The organism is Streptomyces blastmyceticus (assembly GCF_039521185.1).
GTDB lineage: Bacteria > Actinomycetota > Actinomycetes > Streptomycetales > Streptomycetaceae > Streptomyces > Streptomyces blastmyceticus.
The window spans coordinates 1-14,419 of sequence record NZ_BAAABW010000036.1 but is presented as its reverse complement, the minus strand read 5'-3'; the positions used below and the strand labels follow the sequence as shown (position 1 = coordinate 14,419).

The 14,419-nt window shown below is 71.9% G+C and carries 13 protein-coding genes; 6 read left to right on the top strand and 7 right to left on the bottom strand.

Annotated elements, in window-relative coordinates:
* Positions 1–140: 140 nt before the first annotated feature.
* Positions 141–1,616: a catalase gene (locus tag ABD269_RS30890; RefSeq protein WP_344123288.1), complete on the top strand. Its 1,476-nt coding sequence runs from the start codon at positions 141–143 to the stop codon at positions 1,614–1,616.
* A 144-nt stretch (positions 1,617–1,760) separates the two neighbouring features.
* Here ABD269_RS30890 and ABD269_RS30885 read toward each other — a convergent pair whose 3' ends face one another.
* Together ABD269_RS30885 and hisN are read right to left on the bottom strand one after the other, a co-directional pair.
* The gene (locus ABD269_RS30885) at positions 1,761–2,162 is read right to left on the bottom strand and encodes a CBS domain-containing protein (protein WP_344123286.1); all 402 of its coding nucleotides are present in this window, start codon (positions 2,160–2,162) and stop codon (positions 1,761–1,763) included.
* A 217-nt stretch (positions 2,163–2,379) separates the two neighbouring features.
* Complete coding sequence (gene hisN / locus ABD269_RS30880) at positions 2,380–3,174, bottom strand: histidinol-phosphatase (RefSeq protein ID WP_301892525.1); 795 nt, start codon at positions 3,172–3,174, stop codon at positions 2,380–2,382.
* A gap of 126 nt (positions 3,175–3,300) precedes the next feature.
* On the opposite strand from hisN, the gene ABD269_RS30875 reads away from it, so the two are divergent.
* Complete coding sequence (locus tag ABD269_RS30875) at positions 3,301–3,972, top strand: TetR/AcrR family transcriptional regulator (RefSeq protein ID WP_344123283.1); 672 nt, start codon at positions 3,301–3,303, stop codon at positions 3,970–3,972.
* On the opposite strand, the gene ABD269_RS30870 is transcribed toward ABD269_RS30875, so the two are convergent.
* Positions 3,965–5,665: an ABC transporter family substrate-binding protein gene (locus tag ABD269_RS30870; RefSeq protein ID WP_344123281.1), complete on the bottom strand. Its 1,701-nt coding sequence runs from the start codon at positions 5,663–5,665 to the stop codon at positions 3,965–3,967. The two genes, ABD269_RS30875 and ABD269_RS30870, sit on opposite strands and share 8 nt — an antisense overlap.
* A 191-nt stretch (positions 5,666–5,856) precedes the next feature.
* On the opposite strand from ABD269_RS30870, the gene ABD269_RS30865 reads away from it, so the two are divergent.
* The 3 genes from ABD269_RS30865 to ABD269_RS30855 are packed head-to-tail and all read left to right on the top strand — an operon-like array spanning position 5,857 to position 9,810.
* Positions 5,857–6,840 (top strand): ABC transporter permease, encoded by a 984-nt coding sequence (locus tag ABD269_RS30865; RefSeq protein WP_344123279.1) that lies wholly within the window; start codon positions 5,857–5,859, stop codon positions 6,838–6,840.
* Between the two features lie 8 nt (positions 6,841–6,848).
* The gene (locus ABD269_RS30860; RefSeq protein ID WP_344123276.1) at positions 6,849–7,796 is read left to right on the top strand and encodes an ABC transporter permease; all 948 of its coding nucleotides are present in this window, start codon (positions 6,849–6,851) and stop codon (positions 7,794–7,796) included.
* Positions 7,777–9,810: an ABC transporter ATP-binding protein gene (locus ABD269_RS30855; RefSeq protein WP_344123274.1), complete on the top strand. Its 2,034-nt coding sequence runs from the start codon at positions 7,777–7,779 to the stop codon at positions 9,808–9,810. The genes ABD269_RS30860 and ABD269_RS30855 overlap by 20 nt, the downstream gene beginning before the upstream one ends.
* Before the next feature lie 103 nt (positions 9,811–9,913).
* Here ABD269_RS30855 and ABD269_RS30850 read toward each other — a convergent pair whose 3' ends face one another.
* From ABD269_RS30850 to ABD269_RS30835, 4 genes are all read right to left on the bottom strand, one after another.
* Entirely contained in the window at positions 9,914–10,237 is a 324-nt protein-coding gene (locus tag ABD269_RS30850; protein ID WP_116213793.1) for a DMT family transporter, read from the bottom strand.
* An 88-nt stretch (positions 10,238–10,325) separates the two neighbouring features.
* On the bottom strand, positions 10,326–11,330 hold the full coding sequence (gene rsgA, locus ABD269_RS30845; RefSeq protein WP_116213794.1) for a ribosome small subunit-dependent GTPase A: 1,005 nt from the start codon (positions 11,328–11,330) through the stop codon (positions 10,326–10,328).
* Between the two features lie 18 nt (positions 11,331–11,348).
* Positions 11,349–12,707 carry a 3-phosphoshikimate 1-carboxyvinyltransferase gene (gene aroA, locus ABD269_RS30840; RefSeq protein ID WP_301892515.1) on the bottom strand — a complete coding sequence of 453 codons (1,359 nt, stop codon included), beginning with the start codon at positions 12,705–12,707 and terminating at the stop codon, positions 11,349–11,351.
* A 27-nt stretch (positions 12,708–12,734) separates the two neighbouring features.
* Positions 12,735–13,448 (bottom strand): M50 family metallopeptidase, encoded by a 714-nt coding sequence (locus tag ABD269_RS30835; protein ID WP_301892513.1) that lies wholly within the window; start codon positions 13,446–13,448, stop codon positions 12,735–12,737.
* 41 nt (positions 13,449–13,489) lie between these two features.
* On the opposite strand from ABD269_RS30835, the gene ABD269_RS30830 reads away from it, so the two are divergent.
* A complete protein-coding gene (locus ABD269_RS30830) occupies positions 13,490–14,305 on the top strand; it encodes an SOS response-associated peptidase (RefSeq protein ID WP_344123269.1) in 816 nt (271 codons plus the stop codon).
* Positions 14,306–14,419 lie beyond the last annotated feature (114 nt).

Here is a 14,419-nt window from a genome sequence, read left to right as displayed (position 1 = left end):
ATAGGACCAGCGTAGCAGCGGCCCTCGTCCACCCCTGGATCGGATATCGCCATGGGATGCATCTTGACTTAGACAGAGTCCAATGTAGGATCGATCTCGGCGCAGGCCAAGGTGGCAGGACGATTCAGACGGAGGCGAACGTGTCGGTTCAGGACGAGGCCAGGACGAATGCGGGCCCGCTGACCACGGAGTCCGGAGCTCCGGTCGCGGACAACCAGAACAGCGAGACCGCGGGCATCGGCGGCCCGGTTCTGGTCCAGGACCAGCTGCTGCTGGAGAAGCTCGCGCACTTCAACCGCGAGCGCATCCCGGAGCGCATCGTGCACGCCCGTGGCGCCGGCGCGTATGGCACCTTCACGCTGACCCGCGACGTGTCGCGGTGGACGCGGGCGAAGTTCCTCTCCGAGGTCGGCAAGCAGACGGAGACGTTCCTGCGGTTCTCCACCGTGGCCGGCAACCTCGGCTCGGCCGACGCGGTGCGCGACCCCCGTGGCTTCGCGCTGAAGTTCTACACCGAAGAGGGCAACTACGACCTCGTCGGCAACAACACCCCGGTGTTCTTCATCCAGGACGCCATCAAGTTCCCCGACTTCATCCACACCCAGAAGCGCGACCCGTACACCGGCTCGCAGGAGGCGGACAACGTCTGGGACTTCTGGGGTCTGTCGCCGGAGGCCACGCACCAGGTGACCTGGCTGTTCGGCGACCGCGGCATCCCCGCGACGCTGCGCCACATGAACGGCTATGGCTCGCACACCTACCAGTGGAACAACGAGGCCGGCGAGGTCTTCTGGGTCAAGTACCACTTCAAGACCGACCAGGGCATCAAGAACCTCACCCAGGCCGAGGCCAACAAGCTCGCCGGCGAGGACCCGGACAGCCACCAGCGCGACCTGCGCGAGGCCATCGAGCGCGGCGACTTCCCGTCCTGGACCGTGCAGGTGCAGATCATGCCCGCGGCCGAGGCCGCGACCTACCGCTTCAACCCGTTCGACCTCACCAAGGTCTGGCCGCACGAGGACTACCCGCCGATCGAGATCGGCAGGCTGGAGCTCAACCGCAACCCGGAGAACATCTTCGCCGAGGTCGAGCAGTCCATCTTCTCCCCGGCGCACTTCGTCCCCGGCATCGGCCCGTCGCCCGACAAGATGCTCCAGGGCCGCCTCTTCGCCTACGGCGACGCCCACCGCTACCGCGTCGGCATCAACGCCGACCACCTGCCGGTGAACCGCCCGCACGCCACCGAGGCGCGCACGTACGGCCGCGACGGCTATGCGTACGACGGCCGCCACGGCCGCGCCAAGAACTACGAGCCCAACAGCTTCGGCGGTCCGAAGGAGACCGGCCGTCCGCTGTGGCAGCCGGTCACCGTCACCGGCGCCACGGGCAACATCGAGGCCCCCTCGCACGCCGAGGACAACGACTTCGTCCAGGCGGGCAACCTCTACCGCCTGATGTCGGAGGAGGAGAAGGGCCGTCTGATCGACAACCTCGCCGGCTTCATCGCCAAGGTGTCGCGCGACGACATCGCCGAGCGCGCGATCAACAACTTCCGCCAGGCGGACCCCGACTACGGCAAGCGGCTGGAAGCCGCGGTCCAGGCCCTGCGCGGCTGACCCCGCAGGCCGGCTGATCCGCCGTCATCGGCGGTGGGGCCGGCCGGGGGTTGTCCCACCAGCGGCTTGCCGTAAGAACCGGAGAGGCCGGACGCCAAAGGGCTCCGGCCTCTCCGGCTGTTCCGTCCCGGGCCCGGCGGCCCGTCAGAACGACAGCGCGCCCGCCCGGGTCCGCGCGGGCGCCCAGCAGCGGATGATGTCGCGCACCGACACCACGCCGACCGGGCCGTGGCCGTCGAGGACGATCAGGTGCCGGAAGCCGCCGCGCGACATGGCGGCCGCGGCCTCGTCCAGCGTCCACTCGGGTGCGGCGAAGACGACGTCGGTGGTGGTGTGGGCGTGGGCGGTCTCGCGGTCCGGGTCCTGGCCCGCGCCGACGGAGTTGAGGATGTCGCGCTCGGTGAGGATGCCGATCCCGCTGGTGTCGGGGTCGAGCACGACTGCTGCGCCGATCCTGCGCGCGGACATCAGCCGCGCGGCCTGCCGAAGGGTGTGCGCGGGGCCGACGGTGAGGACCACCGTGCTCATGGCGTCGCGGACGAGCATGGTCGGAGCCACCTCCTTGGCGACTGTGAACCGGAAGTGAACTCCGAGAAGGAATTCACAAGTTCACAAGCGTGGGGCTCCTCATCGTCACATGTCCGCGCGGACACAACAAGAGGCGCGTGGAGCCGGAATTCCGCTTCTTCCCGCTCCCGCGCCCGTGTTTGAACCGGGAGCGCGCGCCTAATGTCAGAGGCAGACGCGCGCCCAAGGGGGGCGCCTACGTGCGCAGATAGCCCAGCAGCTCGTCGTGCAGCAGCCCGTTCGACGCCGCGGCGTCACCGCTGTGCGGCCCCGGCCGGCCGTCCAGGCCGGTGAAGCGGCCGCCCGCCTCCTCGACGATGACCACGTTGGCCGCCATGTCCCACAGGGACAGCTCCGGCTCCGCGCAGATGTCCACCGAGCCCTCGGCCACCATCATGTACGGCCAGAAGTCGCCGTAGCCGCGCGTCCGCCAGCAGTCCCGCGTCAGGTCGAGGAAGCCGGGCAGCAGGCCCCGCTCCTCCCAGCCGGACAGCGAGGAGTACGCGAACGACGCGTCCTCGATCCGGCCGACCCGCGACACCTGAAGGCGGCTCGCCGAGAGCAGGCTGCGCCCGGTGAAGGCGCCCGAGCCCTTCGCGGCCCACCAGCGGCGACCCAGCGCGGGCGCCGACACCACCCCGACGACCGGCTCGAAGCCGCCCTCGACCTGCACCGTCAGGGAGATCAGGGTGGCCCAGACGGGCACCCCGCGCACATAGTTCTTGGTGCCGTCGATGGGGTCGATCACCCAGCGGCGCGGGCCCGTGCCCTCGGCGCCGAACTCCTCGCCCAGCACGGCGTCCCGCGGCCGCGCGCGCTGGAGATGGCCGCGGATCAGCTCCTCGGCGGCCTTGTCCGCCTCGCTCACCGGAGTCATGTCCGGTTTCGTCTCGACCTTCAGGTCGAGGGCCTTGAACCGGTCCATGGTCGCCGCGTCGGCGGCGTCCGCCAGGACGTGGGCCAGGCGCAGATCATCGTGGTAGTCGGACATGGCTGAACAGTACCTGTGGGTGCCCTCAGGACACCGGCGGCCCGCCCGGGGCTCTTGACACCGTCCGGTCGCACGTCAATTCTGTGGCCACTACCGCCGTGCGGCCGCACGGCCGGGGAGGCGACGATGCCCGCGGCACGAGAGCTCCTGCTGGACGCGGCCTACGCGGCGCTCGACAGACGGCCCTGGAACGGGGTCCGGATGGTCGACGTCGCGGCCGCGGCCGGGGTGTCCCGGCAGACGCTCTACAACGAGTTCGGCAGCAAGGCCGGCCTGGCGCGCGCCCTGGTGCGCCGCGAGGCGGACGGCCTGCTGGCCGGTGTGGAACGCGCCCTCGCGGACGCGGAGGACGGTGCCGACGCCGGTGACCGCTGCGCCGCGGCGGCCGGCTGGATCCTGCGCGCGGCCCGCGCCAACCCCCTCGTGCGGGCCGCGCTGACCGGCTGCCGCGGCGACCGGCTGCCGGCCGTCGCGGCGCCCGCCGTGCCCGCACCGCGCGGCCCGTCCGGGGCCGCCCCGGCGCGCGGCACCCCCACGCCCTGGGCGCTGGCCGACGGCATCCGTGACCGTGCGGCCCGCGCGGTCACGGCGGACCTGCGGCGCGCGGGCCCGGAGCCCGCCGCGGACGCGGTGCTGTGGGCCTGCGAGGCGGCCGTCCGGCTGACGCTGTCCTATGTGCTCGCCCCGGCCGCCTCGCACGAGGAGGCGGCCGGACAAGTCGCCCGTCTGGTCCGCGCCCTTCTGAGCTACGAGGAGGGCGGCGCGGAGGACGCGGCGGAGGGCGACCGCATTATTTGAGCCATCCGATGTGGATGGGGTTCTCGTCACCGAGGCCCGGTGCGCCGGTGTTGGCCAGGCCCTTGCGGACGGCCATGATCTGCGGGCGCTGGTAGAGCGGCAGCGAGTGGCCCAGCTCCCACACCTTGGCGTCGGCCTCGTTGTAGAGCGCGATCTGCCGCTTCGAATCGGTGGTCCGGGACGCCTCCACGAGCAGCTTGTCGACCTCCGGCGAGCTGACCCGGCCGTAGTTGCCGAAGGCGTTCCCGCCCTGCGGCATGCGGTAGTCCTGGTAGGAGCTGGAGCGGTAGATCCGGTCGACCTGGCGGAACTGCGTCAGGTCGTAGTTGCTCCGGTGGACGTACTTGTCGAAGTAGTCGTCACCGGGCACCTTGCGCAGTTCGACCTTGACGCCGATCTCGCCGAGCATCTGCTGGGTGAGCTTGGCCTGGTCCTCGGCGAGCCCTGCGGTGTCCGACGGCATGACGTAGTCCAGGGAGAGCGGCCTGCCGTCCTTGGTACGGGGCCTGCCGGCGCCCCCGTCCTTCCAGCCCGCCTCCTCCAGCAGCTTCTTCGCTCGCTCCACGTCACGCTTGGCGAAGCTGCCCGCGTTGTCCTGATAGCCCTCCTGGTTCGGCATGAAGAAGTGGTTGCCGACCACCTTGGGCCGGAACGGCAGGTCCTTGCCCGCGACGTTCGCGAGCGCCTCCCGGTCCACGCCCAGCGTGACCGCCTGGCGGACCTTCACGTCCTGGAGCGGGCCCCGGCCGCCGTTGAGGCTGAGGGTGACCTGGTCCCAGCGGGCGCCGATGCGGAAGTCGGTGTCCTTGTCCTGCTTCAGCCGCTTGTACGCCTCGGGCGAGGCGGCGCTGGTGTCGTCGATCTCCTTGTTGAGATAGGCGTCGACCTTGGCGGTGCCGTCGATGGCCCAGAAGATGTACTTGTCCAGCCGGGGCTTCTCGCCCCACCAGTTCGGGTTCGGCACCGCGGTGACGGTCTTCGCGGTCCGGTCGTACTCACCGATCTTCCAGGCGTTGGCCGTCACCGGGATCCGGCCCGTCCAGCCCTTGTTGAAGCTGTCCGGGGTGGCGTTGAGGGAGGCGGGCAGCAGCGGGTCGAAGAGGCCCTGCCAGTCGGCGTACGGGGTCTTGAAGGTGATGCGCACCTCGTGGGCGTCCTTGCCCTGCTCGACCTTGCCGATCTGGTCGTAGCCGCTGGTGCTCGCCACCTGGAAGCGGTCGTCGGTGCCGTTCAGCGCCTTCCACTGCGCCTCGAAGTCCGCGACGCCCAGCGGCTTCCCGTCGGACCACTTGGCCTTCGGGTTCAGCTCGTACGTCACGACCTGTGGGTCGGCCTGGGTCACCGCGGCCGAGACCAGGAAGTCCGGGTTGGCCCGTGGCACGCCCTTGGGGTCGAAGGTGAAGAGGTCGGGCTCCACCAGCTGGGTGATCGCGGTGGCGTCGCCCTGGGTGCCGTCCGTCTGGTTGGAGTTGTACTGGTTGATCCACTGCTCGATCGACACCTTGTGGACACCGCCCTGCTTCAAGTCGCCCACCGGGTGCGGATTGAGGTCCTGCACACCGGCCGCGGGGGCCGCCTTCGCCTGCGCGCCGTCGTCGGAGGAGCCGTCACCGCCGCTGCCACAGGCGGCGAGCACCAGGGCGGCGGAGACGGTCGTGGCGACGACGGCAGCGGCTCTGACGGCCTTGATCATGGCGGGTTTCCTCTCGTCGGTGCGCACGGCGCGACACGCGCGGCGGCTGGGCGGAGCCCGGTCACCGTAAGCACGTCGCCGTGCCCCCGACAGGCCCGCGAAGCCCCGGGCCAGTGCATTTATCCCACCCGACACAGTGCGGACATGGAGAGCAACGAAGTTGTCGAATGCGCCGGATAGCGTCACGCAACGTGCTCGCCTACCTGACCAAACGGCTGGGCTACTACGCCGTTCTCCTGGCCGTGGCAGTCTTCCTGTCGTACGTCCTCTCCTCCCTCGCGCTGTCCCCGCGCGGCTACTTCGAGGGCCGCCAACCGCCGCCGCCCGCCTCGTCGGTGGAGGCACAGCTGACCGCGCTCGGCATCAACGACCACACGCTGCTCATGGACCGCTTTGCCACCTGGGCCTCCCACGCGGTGCGCGGCGACTTCGGGCGCACCATCGACAGCGGCAGTGTGGGCGAGGAGTTCGGGCGCCGGATCGGGGTCAGCCTGCGGCTGCTCCTCGCGGGCACGGTGCTCGGCACCCTGGCGGGGATCCTGGCGGGCGCCTGGGGAGCCGTACGGCAGTACCGCTTCTCCGACCGGGCCGTCACCCTCTTCGCGTTCCTGCTGCTCTCCACGCCCACCTTTCTCCTCGCCGTCCTGCTCAAGATCGGCGCGATGAGGCTCAACCAGAGCGCGGGCAGCGAACTCATCGCCTTCACCGGCGAGAAGACCCCCGGACTCACCGGCTCCACCGCCACCCTGCTCGGCGATCGCGCCGTCCATCTGCTGCTGCCCACCCTGTCCATCGCGCTGGGCACCGCCGCCGCGTACAGCCGCTACCAGCGCGGCACCATGCTCGACGTCCTCGGCTCCGACTTCCTGCGCACCGCCCGCGCCAAGGGGCTGACGCGCGGCCGGGCGGTGCTCAAGCACGGGCTGCGGACGGCGCTCGTCCCCATGTCGACGTTCTTCGCCTACGGCTTCCTCGCGCTGTTCACCGGCGCAGCCTTCACGGAGAAGATCTTCGGCTGGCACGGCATGGGCTCCTGGTTCATCGACGCCATCGGCAAGAGCGACGTCAACTCCGTCGTCGCGGTGAACGTGTTCGCCGCCGTGATGGTGCTGCTCTCCGGCTTCCTCGCCGACGTGCTCCACGCCGCGCTCGACCCCCGCGTCCGGACCAGCTAGGAACGCCCATGACGACCACCGCCACCCCGCCTGAAACCGCCGCCCCGGAGACGCCCGCGCCCGCCGGGCGGACCCGCGTCGCCCTGCGCCGCTTCGCCGCCAGCACCAACGCCGTCGTCGGCGCCGCCGTCCTCCTGCTGCTGTTCCTGCTCGCCTTCGGCGGCCCGTACCTCACCCACTGGAGCCACACGGACATCGACTACAGCGCGCTGCGGCAGGCCCCCTCCGCCACCCACTGGTGGGGCACCAACCGCATCGGGCAGGACGTCTACGCCCAGGTGCTGCACGGGCTCCAGAAGTCCCTGCTGATCGGGCTGCTGGTGGCGCTGTTCGCGACCGTCCTCGCCTCCGTCGTCGGCGCCTGCGCGGGCTACTTCGGCGGCTGGACCGACCGGCTCGTCACCTTCTTCATCGACCTGCTGCTGGTCTTCCCCGCGTTCCTGATCATCGCCATCGTCTCGCCCCGGCTGCGCGACACCGGCTGGCTCGCCTTCGTCGGACTGCTCGCCGTCTTCGGCTGGATGATCACCGCCCGCGTCGTCCGGTCGATGACCCGGTCCCTCAAGGAGCGCGACTTCGTCCGCGCCGCCGAACTCATGGGCGTGCACCCGCTGCGCATCATCTTCCGGCACATCCTGCCCAACGTCTCCTCGTTCCTGATCGTCGACGCCACCATCGCCGTCGGCGGCGCGGTGATGAGCGAGACCGGTCTCTCGTACTTCGGGTTCGGGGTCCAGCCGCCCGACGTCTCCCTCGGCACGCTCATCGCCGACGGCTCCGGGGCCGCGGTCACCTACCCGTGGATGTTCTTCTTCGCCGCCGGACTCCTCGTGGTCTTCGTCCTCGCCGTGAACTTCCTCGGCGACGGCCTGCGCGACGCACTGGACCCCACCTCGGGACAGCACAGGCGCCGCCGGCGCCGGAAGGGAACCACCCATGACCGCGCCGCACGCTGACGCGGACCCGCCCGTCCTCGACATCACCGGCCTGCACGTCGACTTCGACGGAGCCCCCGCCGTACGCGGCGTGGACCTCGCGCTGCGCCGCGGCGAAGTCCTCGGCCTGGTCGGCGAGTCGGGCTCGGGCAAGTCCACCGTCGCCCTCGCCGCCATGGGCCTGCTGCCCCGTACGGCACGGGTCCGCGGCTCGGTGCGGGCCGGCGGCACCGAGGTGATCGGCGCGGGGGACCGGGAGCTGTCCCGGCTGCGCGGCCGCCGCATGGCCATGGTCTTCCAGGACCCCCTCTCCGCGCTCACCCCCGTCCACCGCGTCGGCGACCAGATCGCCGAGGCCGTACGGACCCACCAGGACGTCGGCCGCGCCCACGCCCGGCGCCGCGCCGTCGAACTCCTCGACCTCGTCGGCATCCCCGACCCGGAGCACCGCTCCCGCGCCTACCCGCACGAGTTCTCCGGCGGCATGCGCCAGCGCGCGATGATCGCCATGGCCATCGCCAACGACCCCGACGTCATCCTCGCCGACGAGCCCACCACGGCCCTCGACGTCACCGTGCAGGCCCAGGTCCTGGAGGTGCTGCGGACCGCGCAGCGGGAGACCGGCGCCGCCCTGCTGCTCGTCAGCCACGACCTCGGGGTGATCGCGGGCATGGCCGACCGGGTCGCGGTGATGTACGCGGGCCGGATCGTGGAGAGCGCCCCCGCGCCCGAGCTGTTCGCCGCGCCCCGCATGCCGTACACCATGGGCCTCCTCGGCGCCGTGCCCCGGCCCGGGAGCCGGGTGCTCACCCCCGTGCCGGGCGCGCCGCCCGAACTCCGACTCCTGCCGCGGGGCTGCGCGTTCGCCCCCCGCTGCCCGCTCGCCGACGACACCTGCCGCACGGCCGAACCCGAGCTCGCGGGCCCGGAGGACCACCGCACGGCCTGTGTGAAGGCACCGGAGATCGCCGCCCGCGGCCTGGCCGCCACGGACGTCTATCCGGTGGACGAGCCCGTGCCCGTACGCACCGTCACGCCCCGCGACGAACTCCCCGCCGTCCTGCGCGTCGAGGGCCTCACCAAGACCTTCCCCCTCCTCAAGGGCGCCGCGTTCAGGCGCCGGGTCGGCAGCGTCCACGCGGTGGACGGCGTGGACCTCGACATCCGGCACGGCGAGACGCTGGGCCTGGTGGGGGAGTCGGGGTCAGGCAAGTCCACCACGCTGCTGGAGATCCTCCGGCTGGCCGCCCCCGAGGCGGGCGAGGTGGAGGTACTGGGCCACCGGACCTCGGAATTGACGAAGCGTCAGGTCAAGGCGCTGCGCGGCTCCGTGCAGATCGTCTTCCAGGACCCCATGGCCAGCCTCGACCCCCGGCAGCCCGTCGGCGAGATCGTCGCCGAACCCCTGCGCACGCAGGGCGCCGACCGGGGCACGGTGGCCCGCCGGATCCCCGAACTCCTGCGCCTGGTCGGCCTGGAGGCGGCACACGCGGCGCGCTTCCCGCACGAGTTCTCCGGCGGACAGCGGCAGCGCATCGGCATCGCCCGCGCGCTCGCCGTGGAACCGCGGCTGCTGGTCCTGGACGAGCCGGTGTCCGCGCTGGACGTGTCCGTGCAGGCGGGCATCCTCAACCTGCTGCGCAGACTCAAGGACGAGCTCGGGCTCGCCTACCTCTTCGTCTCCCACGACCTGTCCGTCGTACGGCACATCGCGGACCGGGTGAGTGTCATGTACCTCGGGCGTACGGTCGAGTCGGGCACCGTCGACGAGGTCTTCGCCCGGCCTCGGCACCCCTATACGCAGGCGCTGCTGTCGGCGGTGCCGGTGCCGGATCCTGTGGCGGAGCGGTCCCGCTCGCGCGTCCTGCTGGCGGGGGATCCGCCGAGCGCCGTGGTGCGGGCGGAGGGGTGCGGGTTTGTCGGGCGGTGCGCTGTGTTTGCGGCGCTGGGGGGTGACGAGCAGGCCCGCTGCGAGCGGGAGCGGCCGGTGGGGGAGGTGGCCTGTCATTTTCCCCAGCCCCGCCCCTTCCCGTAACTGGAGCTCGTGCCCCAGACCCCCGGCTGCGGGTCCGTTGCCGCCTGCGGCGGAGCGCCCTGCGGGCGCGTCCTCAAACGCCGGACGGGCTGGACCCCTGCCCTCAGTGCGCCGAGCCCGACAGCTGGAGGCCCATCACGCCCAGGATCACCAAGCCGATCGAGACGAGCTTCAGGGTCGAGACCAGGTCGCCCAGGAAGATCATGCCGTAGATCGCCGTGCCCGCCGCGCCGATGCCCGTCCACACCGCGTACGCCGGGCCCACGTCGAGCTTCTTCAGGGACATCGTCAGCAGGCCGAAGCTGCCGAGGGCGAAGCACGCGAACGCAATCGTCGGCCACAGCCGGGTGAAACCGTGCGAGAGCTTGAGACAGACGGCGAAGCCGGTCTCCAGCAGACCGGCGACCACGACCAGCAGCCACGCCATCAGTTTGCCTCCCGTGTCTCGGTGACCGCCGTTCCGTCCGGTGTGTTTGTTGCACTTGTCGCAGGCGGTCACTCGCAAACGTAGGCGATCAATCGCCTTCGCGCCGCTCCCTCGTGGCAAGCAGCCGCCGCAGGGAGTACAGCCGCTGGGGATCTGCGTGACCGTCCTCGACCCACTGGTCCAGCGCGCAGTCCGGCTCGTCGTGGCTGCACGCGCGCGGGCAGTCCTCGGTGCCCGGCACCAGGTCGGGGAAGGCGAGGATGACGCGGGAGGGGTCCACATGGTGCAGGCCGAAGGAGCGCACGCCCGGGGTGTCGATGACCCAGCCCGAGTCGCCGGGCAGCGGCAGGGCCAGCGCCGAGGTCGTGGTGTGCCGCCCGCGGCCCGTCACGGCGTTGACGTGGCCGGTGGCCCGCTGCCGTTCGACGAGGGCGTTGACCAGCGTGGTCTTGCCGACGCCGGAGTGCCCGACGAAGGCCGTGACGCGGTCCGTCAGCCGCTCCCGGACCCGGTCGGCGGCCCCGCCGCTCGCCAGCTCCTCACGGCTGGTGACCACATGGGGCACGCCCAGCGCGCCGTACGACTCCAGCAGCTTGTCCGGCGAGGCCAGGTCCGACTTGGTCAGCACGAGCAGCGGCTCCAGGCCCGCGTCGTACGCCGCGACCAGACAGCGGTCGATCAGCCGGGGGCGCGGCTCGGGGTCGGCGAGGGCGGTGACGATCGCGAGCTGGTCGGCGTTGGCGACGACGACTCGCTCGAAGGGGTCGTCGTCGTCGGCCGTACGGCGCAGCACGGAGGAGCGCTCCTCGACCCGGACGATCCGCGCCAGGGTGTCCTTGGCGCCGCTGAGGTCGCCGACCACCGCGACCCGGTCCCCGACCACCGCTCCCTTGCGCCCCAGCTCACGCGCCTTCATCGCGATGATGGTGCGGTCCTCGACGAGGACGTGGAGCCGGCCCCGGTCGACGGTGAGGACGAAGCCCTCGGCGGCGTCCTCGTGCTTCGGGCGGATGTTGGTGCGGGGCCGGTTGCCCTTGCGGTTGGGGCGGACGCGGATGTCGTCCTCGTCGGGGTTCTTGCCGTAGCGGCGCATGGTGCTCTTCCGCTCTTCTCAGGCTCTCGACACCGTCGTCGCCCCCGCGACGGGCCCCAGCATCCCGGTCCACAGCTCCGGGAAGTCCGGCAGGGTCTTGGCGGTCGTCGCCACGTTCTCCACCTGGACGCCGTCGACCGCGAGGCCGATCACGGCCGCCGCGGTGGCCAGCCGGTGGTCCTCGTAGGTGTGGAAGACGCCGCCGTGCAGCGGACGCGGGCGGATGCGCAGGCCGTCCTCGGTCTCGGTGACGTCGCCGCCGAGCTCGTTGATCTCCTTGGCGAGCGCGGCCAGCCGGTCCGTCTCGTGCAGCCGCAGGTGCGCGATGCCGCTCAGCACGGACTCGGAGTCGGCGAGCGCGGCGACCGCCGCGATCACCGGGGTCAGCTCGCCGACCTCGTGCAGGTCGGCCTCGATGCCGGTGATCCGGCCCGTGCCGGTGAAGGTCAGCCCCGCGTCGGACAGCTCGCAGGTGCCGCCCATGGCGGTGAAGATCTCCCGCAGCGCGTCGCCCGGCTGGGTGGTGCGCTCGGGCCAGTCGGGGATGGTGACCCGGCCGCCGGTGACCAGGGCCGCCGCCAGGAACGGCGCGGCGTTGGACAGGTCGGGCTCCACGACGATGTCGCGGCCGAGGAGGGCGCTGGAGGAGACCCGCCACACATTGGGCTCGCCGCCCGACTCCGGGGTGTCGACCTGGGCGCCCGCCATGCGCAGCATGTCCACGGTCATCCGGATGTGCGGCATCGACGGCAGGACGGCGCCGGTGTGACGCACCTCGACGCCCTGGTTGAAGCGCGGCGCGGACAGCAGCAGGGCGCTCACGAACTGCGAGGACGAGGACGCGTCGATCTCGACCGTCCCGCCGTCCAGCGCCCCGCCGCCGTGCACGGTCAGCGGCAGCGCGCCCCGCTCGTTGTCGTCTATACGCGCGCCCAGGGCGCGCAGCGCGTCGATCACGCCGTGCAGCGGACGCTCGTAGCTGCGGGGGTCGCCGTCGAAGCGGATCGGGCCGTCGGCCAGCGCGGCGACGGGCGGCAGGAAGCGCATGACCGTGCCGGCGTTGCCGACGTCGACCGTGGCCGGGCCGTGCAGCCGCGCGGGGATCACCCGCCACGCCTCGCCGGAACCGGCGCCCGTGGAGCTCGACGAGACGGTCTCCTCGATGCCCACGCCCATGGCGCGCAGCGCCTCGGCCATCAGCAGCGTGTCACGCGAGCGCAGCGGTCGGCGGACCCAGCCGGGCTCGGCGGCCAGGGCCGCCAGGACCAGCGCGCGGTTGGTGACCGATTTCGATCCCGGCACGGTGACGGTCGCGTCGACGGCCCCGCTCGCGAGGGGGGCAGGCCAGAGGTCGGTGGGCGCAGGGCTCTCGGTCATGTCTTTACCTTAGTGGCTCGTACCGGGTCACAGCCCGAGCAGCCAGCGGCCCCCGCCGGTCAGCGAGCACAGCGAGACCACGTGGAAGAACAGCAGCCAGACCACCGGGGGCACGTTCGTGAGCCGGGCGAGCTGATCGGCGTCGGAGTCCCCGGACCGGCCGTGCCGCCGCTTCGCCTGGAGCTCGAAGGCCGGCCGGACGCCGCCCAGCAGCATGAACCAGACGACCCCGTACGCGAACAGCGCCTGCACCGCCGGGCCCGCCAGCCAGGACACCAGGACGAAGGCGGCGCCGGTGAGCACCACGGTCAGCACGCCGAAGGCGTTGCGGACCATCACCAGCAGCGCGGCGAGCAGCGCCGTGGCACCCCACAGCAGGGCCGTGATGTGCCCGGCCGCGAGCAGCCAGGCCCCGCCGAGGCCCAGTAGCGAGGGGGCGGTGTAGCCCGCCGCCGCGGTCAGGATCATGCCGAGGCCGGTGGGCCTGCCCCGGGAGACGGTCAGTCCCGAGGTGTCCGAGTGCAGCCGGATGCCGTCCAGGCGGCGGCCGCTGAGCAGGGCCACGAGACCGTGGCCACCCTCGTGGGCGATCGTGATGGCGTTGCGGGTGACCAGCCAGACCCGGCGCGGGAGGACCGCGGCGAGCGCGACGACCCCGGTGGCGACCACCAGCCACAGCGTGGGGTCGGGCTGGGTCCCGACCACCCGGTCCCACAGGGCGGTGGCGTTGGTGCTGTCCATTTGTGCGCGGCTCCTCAGGGGTCCGTGGCAGGGTGGCGAACATGTGTGGTCGATATGCGGCGAGCCGGAGTCCCGAGGATCTCGTGGGGCTCTTCGGCGTCGAGAAGTGGGAACCGGAGGAGACGCTCGCTCCGGACTGGAACGTGGCGCCGACGAAGAGCGTGCCCGTGGTGCTCGAACGTCCTCTGAAAGACGCCAGGGAGCGCGGTCCGGTTCGCCAGCTGCGCTCGCTGCGGTGGGGATTGGTTCCGTCCTGGGCGAAATCGCCCGAGGGCGCCGCGAAGATGATCAACGCGCGGGCGGAGACCGTCCACGAGAAGCCGTCCTACCGGCGGGCCTTCGAGGCGCGCCGCTGCCTGATACCCGCCGACGGCTACTACGAGTGGGTCACCGGCGCGGCCGAGCGCGAGCTGGAGGAGCGCGGCCGCAAGAAGCGCTCCCGCAAGCAGCCGTACTTCGTGACCCCGGTGGACGGCTCGGTCATGGCCATGGCCGGGCTGTACGAGTTCTGGCGCGATCCGACGCTGCCCGCCGACCATCCGCAGGCGTGGTGGGCGACCTGCACCGTGATCACGACGGAGGCGTCCCCGGAACCGTTCGCCCTGGCGGGCGGCGAGGGGCCGCGGTCCCTGGCGGAGATCCATCCGCGCATGCCGCTGATCCTGCCGCCGGACCGGTGGGCCGCCTGGCTCGACCCCTCCCGCACGGACCCTTCCGACCTGCGGTCGCTGCTGGCGCCGCCGCCGTCTTCGCTGGTGCGCGCGTATCCGGTGTCGACGGCGGTCAGCGACGTCCGCAACAACGCGCCGGAGCTTTTGCGCGAGCTGGAGGCGCCGGAGGAATCGACGCTGTTCTGAGTGCGAGGGTGCGGGTGCGTTGCCGCCTGCGGCGGGCTTTGTTCCCCACCCCGCCCCTTCCCGAAACTGGGGGCAAGCCCCCAGACCCCCGAAGCACGCTCCGCGCGCTGTCCT

Coding starts and splice junctions, on each gene's coding strand:
- ABD269_RS30835 (WP_301892513.1), bottom strand. CDS start 13,448: ATGGACAGCACCAACGCCACCGCCCTGTGGGACCGGGTGGTCGGGACC.
- aroA (WP_301892515.1), bottom strand. CDS start 12,707: ATGACCGAGAGCCCTGCGCCCACCGACCTCTGGCCTGCCCCCCTCGCG.
- ABD269_RS30870 (WP_344123281.1), bottom strand. CDS start 5,665: ATGATCAAGGCCGTCAGAGCCGCTGCCGTCGTCGCCACGACCGTCTCC.
- ABD269_RS30860 (WP_344123276.1), top strand. CDS start 6,849: ATGACGACCACCGCCACCCCGCCTGAAACCGCCGCCCCGGAGACGCCC.
- rsgA (WP_116213794.1), bottom strand. CDS start 11,330: ATGCGCCGCTACGGCAAGAACCCCGACGAGGACGACATCCGCGTCCGC.
- ABD269_RS30850 (WP_116213793.1), bottom strand. CDS start 10,237: ATGGCGTGGCTGCTGGTCGTGGTCGCCGGTCTGCTGGAGACCGGCTTC.
- ABD269_RS30830 (WP_344123269.1), top strand. CDS start 13,490: ATGTGTGGTCGATATGCGGCGAGCCGGAGTCCCGAGGATCTCGTGGGG.
- ABD269_RS30875 (WP_344123283.1), top strand. CDS start 3,301: ATGCCCGCGGCACGAGAGCTCCTGCTGGACGCGGCCTACGCGGCGCTC.
- ABD269_RS30885 (WP_344123286.1), bottom strand. CDS start 2,162: ATGCTCGTCCGCGACGCCATGAGCACGGTGGTCCTCACCGTCGGCCCC.
- ABD269_RS30855 (WP_344123274.1), top strand. CDS start 7,777: ATGACCGCGCCGCACGCTGACGCGGACCCGCCCGTCCTCGACATCACC.
- hisN (WP_301892525.1), bottom strand. CDS start 3,174: ATGTCCGACTACCACGATGATCTGCGCCTGGCCCACGTCCTGGCGGAC.